At 68.1% G+C, this 16,370-nt stretch carries 17 protein-coding genes; 10 read left to right on the top strand and 7 right to left on the bottom strand.

Going from position 1 to position 16,370, the window contains the following annotated elements; all coding sequences use genetic code 11:
* On the bottom strand, positions 1-1,116 hold the full coding sequence (locus AC1DJ5_RS11430; protein ID WP_477020659.1) for an MltA domain-containing protein: 1,116 nt from the start codon (positions 1,114-1,116) through the stop codon (positions 1-3).
* The gene (gene timA, locus AC1DJ5_RS11425) at positions 1,116-1,730 is read right to left on the bottom strand and encodes a TIM44-related membrane protein TimA (RefSeq protein WP_441455294.1); all 615 of its coding nucleotides are present in this window, start codon (positions 1,728-1,730) and stop codon (positions 1,116-1,118) included. Before timA ends, AC1DJ5_RS11430 begins: the two co-directional genes overlap by 1 nt.
* 223 nt (positions 1,731-1,953) lie before the next feature.
* Between timA and secB the strand changes: the two genes are divergently transcribed.
* The gene (gene secB / locus AC1DJ5_RS11420) at positions 1,954-2,481 is read left to right on the top strand and encodes a protein-export chaperone SecB (protein ID WP_441455211.1); all 528 of its coding nucleotides are present in this window, start codon (positions 1,954-1,956) and stop codon (positions 2,479-2,481) included.
* A 111-nt stretch (positions 2,482-2,592) separates the two neighbouring features.
* Here the strand turns inward: secB and dnaQ are convergent, their stop codons facing one another.
* From dnaQ to AC1DJ5_RS11395, 5 genes are read right to left on the bottom strand one after another with little or no spacing between them, the layout of a single operon-like run.
* Complete coding sequence (gene dnaQ / locus AC1DJ5_RS11415; protein ID WP_441455210.1) at positions 2,593-3,321, bottom strand: DNA polymerase III subunit epsilon; 729 nt, start codon at positions 3,319-3,321, stop codon at positions 2,593-2,595.
* A 43-nt stretch (positions 3,322-3,364) separates the two neighbouring features.
* Positions 3,365-3,979 carry a dephospho-CoA kinase gene (gene coaE, locus AC1DJ5_RS11410; protein ID WP_477020658.1) on the bottom strand — a complete coding sequence of 205 codons (615 nt, stop codon included), beginning with the start codon at positions 3,977-3,979 and terminating at the stop codon, positions 3,365-3,367.
* Positions 3,976-4,773 carry a shikimate dehydrogenase family protein gene (locus tag AC1DJ5_RS11405; RefSeq protein ID WP_441455293.1) on the bottom strand — a complete coding sequence of 266 codons (798 nt, stop codon included), beginning with the start codon at positions 4,771-4,773 and terminating at the stop codon, positions 3,976-3,978. The genes coaE and AC1DJ5_RS11405 overlap by 4 nt, the downstream gene beginning before the upstream one ends.
* A gap of 50 nt (positions 4,774-4,823) precedes the next feature.
* Positions 4,824-5,420: a Maf family protein gene (locus tag AC1DJ5_RS11400; protein WP_477020657.1), complete on the bottom strand. Its 597-nt coding sequence runs from the start codon at positions 5,418-5,420 to the stop codon at positions 4,824-4,826.
* Positions 5,417-6,286 (bottom strand): pyruvate, water dikinase regulatory protein, encoded by an 870-nt coding sequence (locus tag AC1DJ5_RS11395; protein ID WP_441455207.1) that lies wholly within the window; start codon positions 6,284-6,286, stop codon positions 5,417-5,419. The genes AC1DJ5_RS11400 and AC1DJ5_RS11395 overlap by 4 nt, the downstream gene beginning before the upstream one ends.
* Positions 6,287-6,787: 501 nt before the next feature.
* Between AC1DJ5_RS11395 and hemE the strand changes: the two genes are divergently transcribed.
* The 9 genes from hemE to AC1DJ5_RS11350 all read left to right on the top strand — a co-directional run bounded on the left by hemE (position 6,788) and on the right by AC1DJ5_RS11350 (position 16,353).
* Positions 6,788-7,822, top strand: coding sequence for a uroporphyrinogen decarboxylase (hemE, locus tag AC1DJ5_RS11390; protein WP_477020656.1), 1,035 nt, complete (start codon positions 6,788-6,790; stop codon positions 7,820-7,822).
* Positions 7,819-8,895: a ferrochelatase gene (gene hemH / locus AC1DJ5_RS11385; RefSeq protein WP_477020655.1), complete on the top strand. Its 1,077-nt coding sequence runs from the start codon at positions 7,819-7,821 to the stop codon at positions 8,893-8,895. The genes hemE and hemH overlap by 4 nt, the downstream gene beginning before the upstream one ends.
* Before the next feature lie 9 nt (positions 8,896-8,904).
* On the top strand, positions 8,905-9,369 hold the full coding sequence (locus AC1DJ5_RS11380; protein WP_477020654.1) for a CopD family protein: 465 nt from the start codon (positions 8,905-8,907) through the stop codon (positions 9,367-9,369).
* Between the two features lie 404 nt (positions 9,370-9,773).
* Positions 9,774-11,258: a transcription termination factor Rho gene (rho, locus tag AC1DJ5_RS11375; protein WP_477020653.1), complete on the top strand. Its 1,485-nt coding sequence runs from the start codon at positions 9,774-9,776 to the stop codon at positions 11,256-11,258.
* 91 nt (positions 11,259-11,349) lie between these two features.
* Positions 11,350-11,577 (top strand): DUF6489 family protein, encoded by a 228-nt coding sequence (locus AC1DJ5_RS11370; protein ID WP_477020652.1) that lies wholly within the window; start codon positions 11,350-11,352, stop codon positions 11,575-11,577.
* A 39-nt stretch (positions 11,578-11,616) separates the two neighbouring features.
* Positions 11,617-12,930, top strand: a complete 1,314-nt coding sequence (gene mnmE / locus AC1DJ5_RS11365; protein WP_477020651.1) for a tRNA uridine-5-carboxymethylaminomethyl(34) synthesis GTPase MnmE — start codon at positions 11,617-11,619, stop codon at positions 12,928-12,930.
* A gap of 81 nt (positions 12,931-13,011) precedes the next feature.
* Positions 13,012-14,907, top strand: a complete 1,896-nt coding sequence (gene mnmG / locus AC1DJ5_RS11360; protein ID WP_477020650.1) for a tRNA uridine-5-carboxymethylaminomethyl(34) synthesis enzyme MnmG — start codon at positions 13,012-13,014, stop codon at positions 14,905-14,907.
* Positions 14,904-15,527 carry a 16S rRNA (guanine(527)-N(7))-methyltransferase RsmG gene (rsmG, locus tag AC1DJ5_RS11355; RefSeq protein ID WP_477020649.1) on the top strand — a complete coding sequence of 208 codons (624 nt, stop codon included), beginning with the start codon at positions 14,904-14,906 and terminating at the stop codon, positions 15,525-15,527. Before mnmG ends, rsmG begins: the two co-directional genes overlap by 4 nt.
* 19 nt (positions 15,528-15,546) lie before the next feature.
* Positions 15,547-16,353: a ParA family protein gene (locus AC1DJ5_RS11350; RefSeq protein ID WP_441455292.1), complete on the top strand. Its 807-nt coding sequence runs from the start codon at positions 15,547-15,549 to the stop codon at positions 16,351-16,353.
* The last annotated feature ends 17 nt before the right edge of the window (positions 16,354-16,370 follow it).

The following is a 16,370-nucleotide window of genomic DNA, read 5'->3' as shown; positions in this document are numbered from 1 at the left end:
TCAGCCCCTCGGGATCAGCCGCCACATGCGAAGCGGGTGCCGCACGGCGCCCGCTTCGGCGCCGGCTGCGTCGCCTCGACCGATATAGAGGTCGGCGCGGACGGGGCCGCGGATGGCCGAGCCGGTGTCCAGGGCCATGACCAGGCCGCGATAGCTGGCGCGGGCGCCCACCAGATTGCCGCCGTCGGCCTCGATCCAAACCGCGTCGCCATAGGTCCAGCGCGAGGGGTCCACCGCCACGGAGCGGCGCGCGGGCAGGGGCACGCCGGCCGCGCCGGTCGCCTCGGCGCCGTCGTCGGGACTGACGGCGAAGAAGATGTAGCGCGGGTTCAGCGCCATCACCGCACGGGCCTCGGCCCCGCGATGGGCGGACAGCCAGCCGCGAATGGCGTCGCCGGAGGTTCCATTCTGGGGCAGCAGGCCGCGCTCGGCCATCGGCCGGGCGATGCCGACGAAGGGCTTGCCATTGTCGGCGGCATAGGCCGCGCGAAGCCGGGCGCCGTCTGGGAAGGTCAGCGTCCCCGAGCCCTGAATCTGCAGGAAGAAGAGATCCTCGGCCCGCATCCAGGCCAGGGCCGACGACTGAGCCGATCCCAACTCGATCATGCTGCGGTCGCCGACGTCGGACAGGTTGGCCGGGCGGCTGAGGACGGGGGCGTCGAACTCGGCGTCCGGCGTCCGGCGCGCCGGATACTCAGGCGCGAAATAGGCGGTCAGCAGACCCGCCCGGCCATCATCGGTGCGGGCCTCGGCGGCGACGAAATTCGTTTCGAGGAAGGCGCGGGCGTCGCTGGGCGAAAGCCGGCTGGAGGCCAGATTGCGGGCGCGGGCACAGACGGCGGCGGCCGCGCTGTCCCTGAGCCGGCCGCAGCCGGCGACATAGGCGCGGAAAGCCGCCAGATGGTCTTCCTCGGCCCAGCCGGGCAGGGCGCCGAGGCTCATCCCCTCGACCGAGGGCGGCGGCGGAACCGGCCCCGGCCTTGTCGACGGCAGCCGCGGCGTCACCGCTGGCGTCGAGGCGCATGCCGCCGCGAACAGCAGGAGAGACAGGACGCCCGCCCGGGCCGCGCCCGACCGGCTGAACGGAAGGACGGGCGACAGGGCGGAGACAGGCATCAGGCGCTGGCCGGCTCGACGCGAGCCAGAGCCCAGTTCGGGTCGGCGGCGCCGAGGACGCGCTCGAAAGTCCACAGCTCGGCGGTGCGGCGCTCCGCGGTCGCAGCCTCGCCCGACGCCGGGGTCACGACGCTGCGCATCTCGGCCAGGAAGCGGACCTTGGCGACGGCGCGGTCGTCCTTGACCGTAGCCAGTTCCAGGTCGGCGCGCGGCGGATGCAGGAATTCGGTCTGTTCACGGTCGCCGCGGGCCTCGCGGGCGGCGATGCCCGCCTCGAACGAGGTCATGACCGCGGGGGTCAGAAGGGGGCGCAGGGCCTCGCGGTCGCCCGAGGCGTAGCCGCGCACGATAGTTTCATAGGCTTGACGCGCGCCCTCCAGGAAGCGGGCGGGATCGAAGGCTGGGTCACGCGCCTTGAGCCCGGCGACGGCAGCGGCCGTGGCGGCGTCCACGCCAGGCGTGAGCGCAGCAGGCGTCGGACCGGCCATGGGCGCGACCTGAGGCAGGCGGGCGTCTTCCTGCGGCTGACGTCCGACCTTCTTGCCCAGCACATTGTAGAGCGTGAACAGCAGCACCGCAGCGACGATGGCGAACATGACGATCTGGAATTGCACGGGCACGGGCTTCACCTGATTGGCGCGCGCCCAAGGGGGGGCGACGGGCGCGCATCTGTTATGGTGAGGATTAGGGGGCGATCCCGCTGGGCGCAAGGCGAGGGGCGTCCAGAACGCGGGTCTCGCCGTTGCGGCCAATAGCCTCGCCGTGGTAGTCGCGGGCCCTTCACCCCGGACCCGGAGCGGTCCGGCGTCCCTTGTTTTCAGACTGACGGCTTTCTTCATGACCGACGCCACCGCCCCCGCCGACACCGCCGCCAACGGCCAGACCGAGCTGATGGAAGGCCAGGGACAGCCGGCCGGTCCGGGCTTCCGCATTCTGGCGCAATATGTCCGCGACCTGTCCTTCGAAAACCCGCGCGCGCCGGAAAGCCTGCGCATCGAGGGCAAGCCGGCCATCGACATGGGCGTCGAAATGAACGCCGCCGGTCGTCCCGACGGCCTGTTCGAGTTGGACCTGAAGCTGTCGGTCAAGGCCACGGGCGAGGACAAGGCCGCGGTGTTTCACGTGGAACTCGTCTACGGCGGCCTGTTCGCCCTGCAAGGCGTCGCCCCGCAGGACATCGAGCCCATGCTGCTGATCGAGTGCCCGCGCTACCTCTTCCCCTTCGCGCGTCAGGTCATCGCCCAGGCCACCTCGGACGGCGGCTTCTACCCGCCCTTCATGGTCGACCCGATCGATTTCGCCGCCATCTATGTCGCGCGCCAGCAGCAGATCGCCAGCGGCCCGGCCGAAACCGGCCAGGCATGAATTAAGGGTCGCTAACGCCCGTCGCGCGGCGACGGGCTGCTTGAGCGACAGTCTATGCATGAGAATGAAAACGGCTCGGCGTGACAGCGTCGGGCCGTTTTTCTTTGCGCGTCAGGCGGCGGCTTCGTCCTGGACCTCGACGGTCACGCCGTAACCGGCCCACAGGCTGTAATCCTTCAGCGCCGCTTTCAGGAAGGCCAGATGCGCCGCCTGCTCCGCTTCGGTCGAACGATAGGGCAAGGGGTTGGGTCGCGCGCCATGGCTGACTGCGGCCGCCGCCGCCGTGGCCTGCGGACTGCGGATCGTGGTCAGATCCAGCGCCCGTTCCTTGCCGCCGCGCAACTCTAGATAGACCTCGGCCAGCAGGCGGGAGTCGATCAGGGCGCCGTGCAGGGCCCGGTCGACCAGCGAGATCTTGAACCGCTTGCACAGGGCGTCCAGCGAATTGGGCATGCCCGGAAAGCGCTTCTGGGCCAGCTGCAGCGTGTCGATCCACCGCTCCTGATGCGGCGGCTTCTGGCCAATGCGGCTGTATTCGAAGTCGATGAAGTTGCGGTCGAAGTTGGCGTTGTGGGCGATCAGGGGGGCGTCGCCGATGAACTCCAGCAGGTCGGCGGCAATCTCGTGGAACTTGGGCGCGTCGCGCACCTGGTCGTCGGTGATGCCGTGGACCCGGATCGCGTCCGGCGGGATCAGCCGCTCGGGATTGACCAGACGGTGGAAGGTCCGGCCGGTGGGCAGCAGGTCGTGGATCTCGATACAGCCGACCTCGATCAGGCGGTCGCCCGTCTTGGGGTCGAATCCAGTGGTTTCGGTGTCGAGGACGATTTCGCGGGCCATGTCCCCTTAATGGGGTAAGCCGCGCCTGGACGAAAGAGCGGGCTCAGCCCCGGCGCGGCGGCGTCCACGATGGATCGAGGACTGTCCCCACGATTTCGCGCACCTGAACCCGCGCCGCGTCCAGCCCCCGGCCCGTGTCGACCAGGAAGTCGGCGCGGCGGCGCTTCTCGGCGTCCGGCGTCTGGCGGGCCAGGATGGCGTCAAACCGTTCGCGGGTCATGCCGGGGCGGGCCAGGACCCGCGCCGCCTGCACCTCGGAATCGGCGGTGACCACGACCACGGCGTCCACCGCCGCATCGCCGCCCGTTTCGAACAGCAGGGGGATGTCCAGCACGGCCAGCTTGATGCCGTTCGCCTCGGCCGCCGCCAGATCGTCGGCGCGGCCCCGCACTACCAGCGGATGAACGATCCCCTCCAGCCGGCGGAAGGCGTCCTCGTCGCGGCCAAGCGCGTCGGCCAGACGGGTGCGGTCCACGGCGCCGTCGACGACCACGCCGGGAAAGGCCTCGCCCACCGGGCCGACCGCCTCGCCGCCGAGGGCGTAGAGGTCATGCACGGCCGCGTCGGCGTTCCAAACCAGAGCGCCTTCGTCGGCGAACATCTGGGCCGTGGTGGACTTGCCCATGCCGATCGAGCCGGTCAGGCCGAGGACGATCATTCCATTTCCCCCAGATGCGCCAGCAGCAGGGCGCGCAGGTCCAGGGGCGGGGGCGGACGACGGAACAGGGCCGTAAACGAGGGCGCCGCCTGGCCGATCAGCATGGCCAGTCCGTCCACCGTGGTCAGGCCCCGCGCTCGGGCCGCCGCGAGGAAAGGCGTGACGACGGGCTTGTAGGTCATGTCCATGACCACGGCGGTCGCCTTCAAGGCCGACAGGTCGATGCTCGGCTGAACGCTGAGGGCGTTGATGACCAGATCGGCCGAGGCCAGCGCAGACTCTTCGACCACTGTGACTGACGGGCCCAGATCGGCGGCCAGGGCCTCGGCCCGGTCGCGCGAGCGGTTGAGGATGCGGATGCTCGCCCCCGCCTCGATCAGGGCGCCCGCGCCGGCCCTTGCGGCCCCGCCAGCGCCCAGCATGACCACGACGGCGTCTTTCAGGACCAGTCCCGGCGCCTGCTCGGCCAGGGCAACGAGGACGCCGACGCCGTCGGAACTATCGGCGCGCACCCGGCCGTCCTGAAACACCAGGATATTGGCCGAGCCGGTCGCCCAGGCCGCGGCGCTGGCTTCGTCGGCCAGGGCGAAGGCCTGTTCCTTGAAGGGGGCGGTGACGTTCAGTCCCTGGACCAGGCCGGCGCGGCCGGCGGCGACCAGAACGTCGAACCCGGCAGCGTCCTTGGGCGCGAAGGGCATATAGGCGCCGTCGATATTCCCGGCTTCCAGCCAGGCGTTGTGGATGACGGGGCTCAGCGAATGGGCCACCGGCTGACCGGCGATGCCGGCCAGCATGGCGGCGCCGGTGATGCGGTTGCGGCCAGAGCAAAAGGAAGGGGAGGCGGTCACGACGCGATCACTCCAGCCCGGCGCAGCTCAGCCAGAACCGGCCACAGGGGCAGACCGAGGACGGTGAAATAATCGCCTTCGACCGCCTCGAACAACTGCGAACCCAGCCCCTCCAGCCGGTAGGAGCCGACGCAGGTCAGCAGCGCCTCGCCCTCGGCCGCCAGATAGGCGTCGAGGAAGGCGTCGGAGAAGTCGCGCATCTTCATCTCGACCGTGTCGACGCCCGACCAGACCACCTGGCCGTTGCGGGCCAGGGCCGCGCCGGAATGCAGCTGATGGGTGCGACCGCGCATGGCGATCAGGCCCTCGCGCGCCGCCGTCAGCGTCGGGGCCTTGGAAACCAGGCCGCCGTCGAAGGCCAGGGTCTGATCGGCGCCCAGGACCCAGGCGTCGGCGTCGTGGCGCGAGACGGCCAGGGCCTTGGCCCGCGCCAATTCGACCGCCAGTTCGACCGGATCGACGCCCGGCATCTTCAGGGCGTCTTCGTCCACATCGGCCACCTGCACTGTGAAGGGCACGCCCGCGTCGGTCAGGACGGCGCGTCGCGCCACGCTCTTGGAGGCCAGAATCAGCCGTTCGACGTCGTTTTTCACCAGGCCGTCCCCACGCGGCGCGTGCGCCGCTCGCTCAAAAGATTGATGATAGCCGCAGCGGTCTCCTCGACCGAGCGGCGGGTCACATCGATAGTCGGCCAGCCGCGTCGTTCGAAGGCGCGTCGCGCCCTGATCGTCTCCTCACGCACGGCGTCGTGGTCGACATAGTTGGAGGCGTGGTGAGCGTTCAGTCCCTCCAGCCGGTTACGGCGGATCTGCACCAGCCGGTCGGGGGACACTGTCAAACCCACGACCAGCGGGTTCTTCAACTGGGTCAGCCGCTCGCCGTCTTCCTGGCCCGGCACCAGCGGCACATTGGCGGCGCGAATGCCGCGATTGGCCAGATAGATGCAGGTCGGGGTCTTGGAGGTCCGGCTGACCCCGCACAGGACCACGTCGGCGTGCTCCAACTGCTCCAGCGTGCCCTGGCCGTCGTCGTGGGCGATGGCGAAGTCCAGGGCGCCGATCCGATTGAAATAGCCGTGGTCCAGCGCGTGCTGGGCGCCCACGCGGGTCGAGATGTTGGCGCCCAGATAGCCCGACAGGGCGCCGACCAGGGGATCCAGGGCGCCGATCTGCGGCGTCTGCAGCCGGCGGCAGCCTTCTTCCAACTGTTCGCGCAGTTCGCGGTCGACCAGGGTGTGCAGCACCACGCCGGGCGCGCCGGCCACCTCCTCCAGCACCCGCTCCATCTGTTTGGGCGAGCGGACCAGGGCGTAGATATGTTCGATGGGGATGACGCCGTCGAAACGGGCGATCACGGCCTTGGCCATGGCGTTCAGGGTCTCGCCGGTCGAGTCCGAGACCAGGTGGACATGGAAATAGGTGGCGAGACGCGAGGATCCGGACGGGCGGGCGGGGCTCATGGCGTGATCGTCTCCTATCCTCGGTCGCCGGCGCGGATATCGTCGGACTCTTTCCCCGCTGCCTGTGCAAAAGCCGGGGCGCCGTTCGACATCGACTGGGCGCCGAATCCTCTAGCAAGCCCAGGTCCCGGTCGCGAGCGGGGATCACGGGCGCCGATTGCCGAACGGCGCCTGGAGTCGTTCATACAGGCGCCGTTCAATTATCCTCACCCGGGGATAAGGCGCCTTATCCAAATTTGGCGCCCGGCGCCTTTCCCACAACGGCGCCCAGATCGGACTCCCGTCACAGCGGGCCCAGAGCCGGTTATCCCCGTTATGAACACCCCATCGACGGATCCGCTGGATTCGTTCGCTCTGAAATGGGGAGAACCCTGTCGATCGACGGGACGAGCAGATTCTATCCCCGCACTTCAGCCCCCTGCTTCCATCCTCCAATTCTCTCAATTCTTATTCTTGAATAGGGATTGAGGCTTGGGGGTGTGCATCCTAAAGCCCGAGACCATGAGCACTCCCCTTCTGATCCAGGCTCTCCAGGGCCAGACCCTCGCCCGCCCGCCCGTGTGGTTCATGCGTCAAGCTGGGCGCTACCTGCCGGAATACCGCGCGCTACGGGCCAAGGCGCCGGACTTCATCGCCTTCTGCCTCAATCCGGAGATGGCCGCGGAAGCGACTCTGCAGCCCATGCGCCGGTTCGGCTTTGACGCCGCCATCGTCTTCGCCGACATCCTGCTGATCCCGGGCGCCCTGGGACAGAAGGTCTGGTTCGAAGCCGGCGAAGGTCCGCGCCTCGGCGCCCTGCCGTCGGTGGAGTCGATGCGGGCGCTGGCTTCCGGGGCGGGGGAAGCCCTGAAGGCGGTGGGCCAAACCCTCAGCCTGGTGCGCGCTGAACTGGAGCCGGAACGGGCCCTGATCGGGTTCGCCGGCGCGCCTTGGACGGTCGCCACATATATGCTGGACGGTGAAGCCCGCACGATCGCTAAGGGCGAGCGCGCCACGGCCCGGACCTACGCCTATGCGGAACCCGAGAAGGTCGCGGCCCTGCTCGATGTTCTGGTCGAGGCCACGGCCCATTATCTGAAGATGCAGCAGGACGCCGGCGCCCAGGTGCTGAAGATTTTCGAGAGCTGGGCCGAGGGCCTGCCCGACGATCTGTTCGAGAGTCTGGTCCTGAAGCCTCACCAGGCGCTGGTGGCCCGCGCCCGGGCCCTGGGGGTCACCGTGCCGCTCATCGGCTTCCCAAGAGGCTCAGCGGCGCTTGCGGAGCGTTATGCGAGCAGTTGCGACGTCCAAGGCGTGGCGCTGGACACCGCCTGTCCTCTGGAAGTCGGCAAACGGGTTCAAGCCATCAAGCCGATCCAGGGCGCGCTCGATCCGCTGTTGCTGCGGGCCGGCGGCGATGCTCTGGACCGCCGGGTCGATCAGCTGATGGAGGCCTGGGGCCAGGGGCCGTGGATCTTCAACCTAGGCCACGGCATTCTGCCGGACGTGCCCATCGCCCATGTCGAACAGGTTCTGCGCCGGATCGGCGCCCAATGACCGCAGACGCCGCCGCGAACACTCATCCCAACCGGCGCGTGGCGGTCGTGCTGACCAATCTCGGCGGACCGGACGGGCCTGACGCGGTCAAACCCTTCCTGTTCAACCTGTTCAACGACCCGGCCATCATCGGCCTGCCGGGCATCGTCCGCACGCCCCTGGCCCGACTGATCTCCTCGCGCCGCGAGAAGTCGGCCCAGGCCAACTACGCCCTGATGGGCGGGGGGTCGCCCCTGCTGCCCGAGACGCTGAAACAGGCGGCGGCCCTGTCTGAGGCTCTGGCCGACGCGACGCCGGGGGACGAGACCGAGGTCTTCATCGCCATGCGCTACTGGCATCCTCTGACCGAGGATACGGCGCGGGCGGTGGCGTATTTCCAGCCCGACCATGTCGTCTTGCTGCCTCTCTATCCGCAGTTCTCGACCACCACGACGGCCTCGTCGCTGAAGGCCTGGCGCGAGGCCTATCAGGGGCCGGGCGAGGTCCACGCCGTCTGCTGCTATCCCGACGCCGAGGGTCTGGTCGAGGCCCAGGCCCGGCTGATCCGCGAGACGATGGATCGTGCCGAAGGCAAACCCGTGCGCGTGCTGTTCTCGGCCCACGGTATTCCGGAAAAACTGGTTGCGGCGGGCGATCCCTATCAGGCCCAGATCGAGGCCACCGTGGCCGCCGTCGTCGCCCGCATGGGGCTAAGCGACTGGGCCATCTGCTATCAGAGCCGGGTGGGGCCGCTGAAATGGCTGGGTCCGGCCACGCCCGAGGCCATCGAACAGGCGGCCAAGGACGGCGTCGGCGCCGTGATCGTGCCGATCGCCTTCGTTTCCGAACATGTCGAGACCCTGGTCGAACTGGATCTCGAGTACGGCGAACTGGCCGCCAAGGTCGGCTGCGCTCCCTACCTGCGCACTCCCGCCGTGGGGGTGGAGCCCGCTTTCATCGCCACCCTGGCCCAGGCCGTGAAAGCGGCGCTGCACACCTCGGGCGTTGCGCCGCAGGGCGTGTCCAAGGGAGACTTCTGCGTCGGGCGGAAAGCCTGCGCCGGCGGCTGTTCAAAACGCGTCAAAGCAGCCTAGAACCACACTATGAACGCCTATGATCTCGCTCGCGGCCTGCACATCCTGGCGGTCATCGCCTGGATGGCGGGGATGCTCTTCCTGCCGCGCCTCTACGCTTACGACGCCGAAATGGCGACCAAGCCCGAGCCGCTGCGTAGCGAGATGCGCGCCCTGCTGCGCACCTGGCAGACCCGGCTGCTGCGCATCATCATCAATCCGGCCATGATCCTGGCCTTCGTCTTCGGCGGCTGGCTGATCTGGATCGACGGGACGGGGCGCGGCTGGGATCTGTTCGAACAGCCTTGGATGGTGACCAAGCTGCTGGGCGTCGTCGCCTTGGTGAGCTGGCACGGCTTCCTGGCTCGCGAGCGCAAGAAGATCGCCGCCGGGACCTCGACCCACAGCGGCCGCTTCTGGCGCATGACCAACGAGATTCCCTTCCTGATCGCCATCGTCATGGTGCTGTCGGTCACGCTGGAATGGACCTTCTAAGGCGCTAACGTTCGCGACGCGGTCGCTCGCTGCTTGAGCGCAGACCCTAATTTCCTCCCCACTTGTGGGGAGGGGGACCACCAAGTGGTGGAGGGGGCGACGCAAACGTCAGCCGTCGAGACGCCCCCTTCGTCACGTCGCCTGCGGCGCCGCGCCACCTCCCCATGGAATGGGGAGGAAAGGGCTGCCCTCTTGACCCCGGCTGTCGTTTTGTGGTTCCGCTCATGGTGAACCGTTCGGCGTGGTCCCATCGCGATCCGCAGGGCGGTCCCTCTCTTCTCGCGACGCCTGCCGGATTGATCCTGCGGGAGCCCGTCGCCCTCCCTCTGGCCGCAAGGCCGCGACATCGACAGACGAACCGCCCTCGACGCTTCACTGCGTCTGAGCGCGCGAGCGAGCACGCCATGACCGATACGCCCGAAAACAACGACCAGGCTGAGCAAGCCGTTGAAACTGTTGCGGAACGTCCGCGCAAGACGCTGACCCTGGGCGGCTCCAGAGCGCCGGTCGAAGCCGCGCCGGAACCCGAGGTCGAGGTCGAAGCCGAGGACTCCTCCGAGATCGTCAACGACGATACCGGCATCGACACCTCGGCCGAGGCGGACGAGGACGACATCGTCCCCAACGGTCGCATCACCCTGCAGGAACTGAACGAAAAGACACCGGAAGACCTGGTCGCCTTCGCCGAAAGCCTGGAGATCGAGAACGCCGGCAACCTGCGCAAACAGGACCTGCTCTTCGCCATCCTGAAGACCCTGGCCGACGAGGAGGTGGAGATCATCGCCTCGGGCGTGCTGGAGATCCTGCCGGACGGCTTCGGCTTCCTGCGCAGCCCCGACGCCAACTATCTGCCGGGTCCGGACGACGTCTATGTCTCGCCGTCGCAGATCCGTCGCTTCGGCCTGCGCTCGGGCGACACGGTGCACGGCGCCGTGCGCGGTCCGCGCGAAGGCGAGCGCTACTTCGCTCTGCTCAAGGTCGATACGATCAACTTCGAAGATCCGGAGATGGTCAAGACCAAGGTCCTGTTCGACAACCTGACCCCGCTCTATCCCGAAGAGCGGCTGCACATGGAAATCCAGGACCCGACGCTCAAGGATCGCTCCGGCCGGATCATCGATATCGTCGCGCCGCTCGGCAAGGGCCAGCGCTGCCTGATCGTGGCCCCGCCGCGCGTCGGCAAGACGGTCATGCTGCAGAACATCGCCAAGTCGATCGAACGCAACCACCCGGAAGTCTTCCTGATCGTCCTGCTGATCGACGAACGCCCCGAAGAAGTCACCGACATGCAGCGTACGGTGAAGGGCGAAGTTGTCGCCTCGACCTTCGACGAACCGGCCACCCGTCACGTGGCTGTCGCCGAAATGGTCATCGAAAAGGCCAAGCGTCTGGTCGAGCACAAGAAGGACGTGGTGATCCTGCTGGACTCCATCACCCGCCTGGGTCGCGCCTACAACGCCACCGTACCGTCGTCGGGCAAGGTGCTGACCGGCGGCGTCGACGCCAACGCCCTGCAACGCCCCAAGCGCTTCTTCGGCGCCGCGCGCAACGTGGAGCAGGGCGGGTCGCTGACCATCATCGCCACGGCCCTGATCGACACCGGCAGCCGCATGGACGAGGTCATCTTCGAAGAGTTCAAGGGCACGGGTAACTCGGAAATCGTGCTGGACCGCAAGGTCGCCGACAAGCGCATCTTCCCGGCCATCGACGTGCTCAAGTCCGGAACCCGCAAGGAAGACCTCATCACGCCGAAGGACCAACTGGCCAAGACCTATGTCCTGCGCCGCATCCTCAACCCGATGGGTCCGCAGGACGCCATCGAGTTCCTGCTCGACAAGATGCGCCAGTCCAAGAACAACGGCGATTTCTTCCAGTCCATGAACACCTGACCATTCTTGGTTCCCTAACGCCACGCGCGCGGCGCGTGGCTGCTTGAGGGATGGTCAGTCTCGTTTCACGTGAAACAGAAGGGCGAACGTCATGAAGCTGAACATCGAAATCGACTGCACCCCGGCCGAGGCCCGCGCCTTCCTCGGCCTGCCGGACGTGACCGTGCTGAACGACCATCTGGTGGCCGAGATGCAGAAGCGGATGGACGCCAATATGGCGTCGCTGCAGCCCGACGAACTGATGAAGACCTGGACCAGCTTCGGCGCCCAGGCTCAGGATCAGTTCCGTCGTCTGATGGAAGCCGCCGTCAAACCGTGACCACGCTTTCCACCCGATTTCATGGGGAGGAGAAGGGCTATGATTGACACCATCTTCGCCCTGGCCACGCCGCCGGGACGCGGCGCCATCGCCATTCTGCGCCTGTCCGGGCCTGGCGTGGACGCGGCGCTGACCGCCCTGGGGGCGGGGGGGCTGACGCCGCGTCTGGCGGCCCTGCGCACCCTGCGTCATGACGGCGAGATGGTCGATCAGGCCCTGGTCCTGCGTTTCCCCCGGCCCAATTCCTATACCGGCGAGGACTCGGCCGAACTGCATCTGCACGGTGGCCGGGCCGTGGTCGAGGCCGCCAGCCGGGCCTTGATCGCCCTTGATGTGCGCCCCGCCGAGCCGGGCGAGTTCACCCGTCGCGCCTTCCAGAACGGCCGCATGGATCTGGCTCAGGCCGAGGCCGTGGCCGACCTGATCGACGCCGAAACCAGCGCCCAGAAGGCTCAGGCCCTGGGCCAGCTCGAAGGGGCGTTGAGCGCCGCCTACGCCGGATTCCGTCGCGATCTGCTCAAGGCCCTGTCCCTGGTCGAGGCCGAGATCGATTTCCCGGATGAAGAAGTCCCCGACAATCTGGCCCGCACCGCCGGCCCGGTTCTGGATCAGCTGGCCGCCGATCTGCGCGCCGCCCTGGCCGATTCCGATCGCGGGCGGCGGGTCCGCGAGGGCTATCGCATCGTCCTGATCGGTGAGACCAACGCCGGCAAGTCGTCGCTTTTCAACGCCCTGACGGCGCGCGAGGCGGCCATCGTCACCCCCATCGCCGGCACCACCCGCGACGTTCTCGACGCCGAACTGATGATCGGCGGCTACGCCGTCACCCTGTCTGACACGGCCGGTCTGCGCGACAGCGAAGACGTGGTCGAGGCCGAGGGCATCCGCCGTGCCCGCCTGCGGGCGCAGGAGGCGGACCTGCGTCTCTGGGTCCGGGCGCCGGGCCTGGGGCAGGGGCAGGATCCTGCCGTCGCCTTCGCCCAATCCGACGACCTGCAGATCCTGAACAAGGCCGATCTCGCCGCCGCGACGCCCGCCGAGGGGCTCGACGCTCTGGCTGTCAGCACCACGACGGGGCAGGGGTTGTCCGAACTGCACGACTGGATCGCCGCTCGGTTGCAACAAGACCTGTCCGGCGCCGACTTCCCCGCGGTGACGCGCGAACGCCATCGGCGTCGTCTGGTCGAGGCCCTCGCCGCCGTGGATGCGGGCAGGCGGGCCCTCGACCTGGCGCCGGAAATGGCGGGCGATGATCTGCGCCGCGCCGCCGACGCCCTGGCCCGGGTCACCGGCGCTATCGGCGTTGAGGACATTCTCGGCGAGGTCTTCTCGACCTTCTGCATCGGCAAGTAGCCGCAGAACCAGGGTGTTTCACGTGAAACAACGGCGTCGTCGCAGTGGCGATCCGACGTCGGATAGACTATGTCCTCGGCCATGAGTTCCTCCCCCTCCACGACCTTCGACGTCATCGTCATCGGCGGCGGCCACGCTGGTTGCGAGGCCGCAGCGGCCTCGGCGCGCGCCGGCGCCCGCACCCTGCTGCTGACCCAGAAGCTCGAGACCGTCGGCGAGATGAGCTGCAACCCGGCCATCGGCGGCCTGGGCAAGGGCCATCTGGTGCGCGAGATCGACGCCCTAGACGGCGTCATGGGCCGACTGGCCGACGTCTCGGGCATCCAGTTCCGCCTGCTGAACCGCTCCAAGGGCGCCGCCGTGCGCGGCCCGCGCAGCCAGATCGACCGTCGCCTCTATCGCGAGGCCATGCAGGCCGAACTGGCCCAGACGCCGAACCTGACCCTGATGGCCGGCACCGCCGAGGCCCTGATCCTGAACGGCGACCGCGTCGTCGGCGTCACGACAGGCGAGGGGATCGAGCTGCGCGCCGGGGCCGTAGTCCTGACGACCGGCACCTTCCTCAATGGCGTGATCCATCGTGGCGAGGAGCGCATCGCCGCCGGTCGCTTTGGCGAGGCGCCGTCGGTCGGCCTGGCCGCCGACCTCTACGGCTCCGGCCTGATGATGGGGCGTCTGAAGACCGGCACGCCCGCGCGTTTGGACGGCCGCACCATCGCCTGGGACCGGCTGGAGATGCAGGCGGCGGACGAGGAGCCCGTGCCGTTCAGCTTCCTGACCGACCGGATCAAGGTGCCGCAGATCGCCTGCGGCATCACCCACACGACCGAAGAAACCCACCGGATCATCGCAGAAAACCTGGGCGAGAGCGCTGTCTATGGCGGCAAGCTGTCGGGCCGGGGGCCGCGCTATTGTCCGTCGATCGAGGACAAGGTGGTCCGCTTCGCCGACAAGACCAGCCACCAGGTCTTCCTGGAGCCCGAAGGTCTGGACGATCCGACCGTCTATCCTAACGGCATTTCGACCTCGGTGTCCGACGCGACCCAGATGGCCTTCCTGCGGACCATGCCCGGTTTGGAACAGGTCGAGGTCTTCCGCTTCGGCTACGCCATCGAATACGACTATGTCGATCCGCGCGAACTGACCCCGGCGCTGGAGGTCAAGAAGCGGCCCGGCCTCTATCTGGCGGGCCAGATCAACGGCACGACGGGCTATGAGGAGGCGGGGGCGCAAGGCCTGATCGCCGGCCTCAACGCCGCCCGCGCCGCCGCCGGTTCGGACCCGATCATCCTCGGCCGGGACCAGGCCTATATCGGCGTCATGATCGACGACCTGGTGACGCGCGGCGTCACCGAGCCCTATCGCATGTTCACCAGCCGGGCCGAGTACCGGCTGACCCTGCGCGCCGACAACGCCGACGTGCGCCTGACCCCGCTCGGCATCGCCGCCGGGATCGTCGGCGCCGACCGCGCGAAAGTATGGCTGGAGAAGGCGGACCAGTTGGACCGCGCGAACCATGTTTCACGTGAAACCCAGTTCACGCCCAAGGAGGCCGGCCTGATCGGCATCACCGTCAACGCCGACGGCCAGCGCCGCTCGATCCGAGACCTGCTGTCCTTCCCGGGCGTGACGTTGGACCATTTCGCCGCTGTCCGGCCCGAGATCGCCGACTGGGCGCCCGGCGTGCGCGAGCAGGTCGAGATCGACGCCGTCTATGCCGGCTATCTGGACCGTCAGGCGTCCGAGGCCGAGGCTCTGCGTCGGGAGGAGGGCCTGTCCCTGCCTGAGGGCCTCGACTATGCCGCCATCGGCGGGCTGTCGAATGAGGTCCGCGAGAAGCTGGCCATGGTCCAGCCCCGCACCCTGGGTCAGGCCGGCCGGATTGAAGGCATGACGCCGGGCGCGCTGACGGCGCTTCTGGCCCATGTGAAGAAGGCGACGCCGCTCGCCGCAGAAGTCGAGACCATAGTCGCGTGAGCCTGGACCCCGTCGCCGCCTTCCGCGCCCATGCCGGGGCCAGTGAAACCCAGATCGCCGATCTGACCGCCTTCCTGGGCATGCTGACCGAGGCCAATGAGGTGATGAACCTGGTCGGGCCGGACTCTATCCCCGACTTCTGGAACCGTCACGCCTGGGACAGCGCCCAGCTGCTGGCCCTGGCGCCCGAGGCCCTGACCTGGGCCGATCTGGGCGCCGGCGCCGGCTTCCCCGGCGTGGTCCTGGCCATCCTGCTGAAGGACCGTCCCGACGCCCATGTCTGGCTGATCGACAGCCTCGGGAAACGCTGTCGCTTCCTCGAACAGGTGGTCGAGGCGCTGGATCTGCCGGCGACGGTGATCAACGGCCGGGCCGAAGAGCAGGACGTCGAGGTCGACATCGTCACCGCGCGCGCCGTGGCGCCGATGGAGAAACTGCTGGCTTATGCACAGCCTTACTTCCAGCACGGTGCACAAGGCCTGTTCCTGAAGGGGGAGAAGGCCGAAGCTGAGTTGAAAGACGCGGCCAAGGTCTGGCATTTTAAGAGCGACCTCTCCGTCTCGCGCAGCGACCCGCGCGGCCGCATTGTTTCTGTCCGGAGCCTCCGCCGTGTCCGCTGATCGCGAGAAACAGACCCGAGTGCATCAAACTAGAGTCCTAGCCGTCTCCAACCAGAAGGGCGGGGTGGGCAAGACCACGACCGCCATCAACCTCGGCACCGCCCTGGCCGCCATCGGCGAAAAAGTCCTGATCGTCGACATGGACCCGCAGGGCAATGCCTCGACGGGTCTGGGTGTTCCACGTGAAACACGCCGAGCGACGATCTATGACGTCATCGTCGACGGCCGCCCCATCGACCTGTCGGCGGTGGAAACCGCGGTCCCCGGTCTGTTCATCGTCCCCGCCGACGCCGACATGTCGGGGGTCGAGATCGAACTGAGCCAGGCCGACCGTCGCTCCTATCGTCTGCGCGACGCGCTGGCGGCTCAGGGCGGCAACGGCCATACCCGGTACGACTATGTCCTGATCGACTGCCCGCCGTCGCTGAACCTGCTGACGCTGAACGCCATGGCCGCCGCCGACGCGGTTCTGGTGCCCTTGCAGTGTGAATTCTTCGCCTTGGAAGGCCTGACCCAGCTGATGCGGACCATCGACATGGTCAAGCAGAGCCTGAACCCGTCGCTGGAGATTCAGGGCCTGGTCCTGACCATGTACGACCGCCGCAACGCCCTGTCGGGGCAGGTGGCGGCCGACGTGCGCAGCCACTTCGGCGACAAGGTCTACGACAGCGTCATTCCCCGCAACGTGCGGGTGTCCGAGGCGCCGTCCTTCGGCAAGCCGGTGCTGATCTACGACCTGAAATGCACCGGCAGCCAAGCCTATCTCAAACTGGCCCGCGAGCTTGTCGCGCGCGAGCGACAGCGCCGCCTGGCGCTGGCCGCCTGATAGAATACAGAAACGGA

It is taken from the genome of Brevundimonas sp. 01N35 (assembly GCF_056399785.1).
Note: the sequence above shows the minus strand (reverse complement) of the source record. Positions and strands in the feature narration are given on the sequence as shown.

Bases quoted from the DNA above. Each gene is read 5' to 3' on its own strand.
- coaE (WP_477020658.1), bottom strand. From the start codon at position 3,979: ATGATCGTCCTCGGCCTGACCGGCTCGATCGGCATGGGCAAGTCCACC.
- hemH (WP_477020655.1), top strand. From the start codon at position 7,819: ATGACCGCAGACGCCGCCGCGAACACTCATCCCAACCGGCGCGTGGCG.
- AC1DJ5_RS11380 (WP_477020654.1), top strand. From the start codon at position 8,905: ATGAACGCCTATGATCTCGCTCGCGGCCTGCACATCCTGGCGGTCATC.
- AC1DJ5_RS11370 (WP_477020652.1), top strand. From the start codon at position 11,350: ATGAAGCTGAACATCGAAATCGACTGCACCCCGGCCGAGGCCCGCGCC.
- rho (WP_477020653.1), top strand. From the start codon at position 9,774: ATGACCGATACGCCCGAAAACAACGACCAGGCTGAGCAAGCCGTTGAA.
- mnmG (WP_477020650.1), top strand. From the start codon at position 13,012: ATGAGTTCCTCCCCCTCCACGACCTTCGACGTCATCGTCATCGGCGGC.
- AC1DJ5_RS11395 (WP_441455207.1), bottom strand. From the start codon at position 6,286: ATGAGCCCCGCCCGCCCGTCCGGATCCTCGCGTCTCGCCACCTATTTC.
- mnmE (WP_477020651.1), top strand. From the start codon at position 11,617: ATGATTGACACCATCTTCGCCCTGGCCACGCCGCCGGGACGCGGCGCC.
- AC1DJ5_RS11430 (WP_477020659.1), bottom strand. From the start codon at position 1,116: ATGCCTGTCTCCGCCCTGTCGCCCGTCCTTCCGTTCAGCCGGTCGGGC.
- dnaQ (WP_441455210.1), bottom strand. From the start codon at position 3,321: ATGGCCCGCGAAATCGTCCTCGACACCGAAACCACTGGATTCGACCCC.
- secB (WP_441455211.1), top strand. From the start codon at position 1,954: ATGACCGACGCCACCGCCCCCGCCGACACCGCCGCCAACGGCCAGACC.
- hemE (WP_477020656.1), top strand. From the start codon at position 6,788: ATGAGCACTCCCCTTCTGATCCAGGCTCTCCAGGGCCAGACCCTCGCC.
- AC1DJ5_RS11405 (WP_441455293.1), bottom strand. From the start codon at position 4,773: ATGCTGGCCGGCATCGCCGGTCAGCCGGTGGCCCATTCGCTGAGCCCC.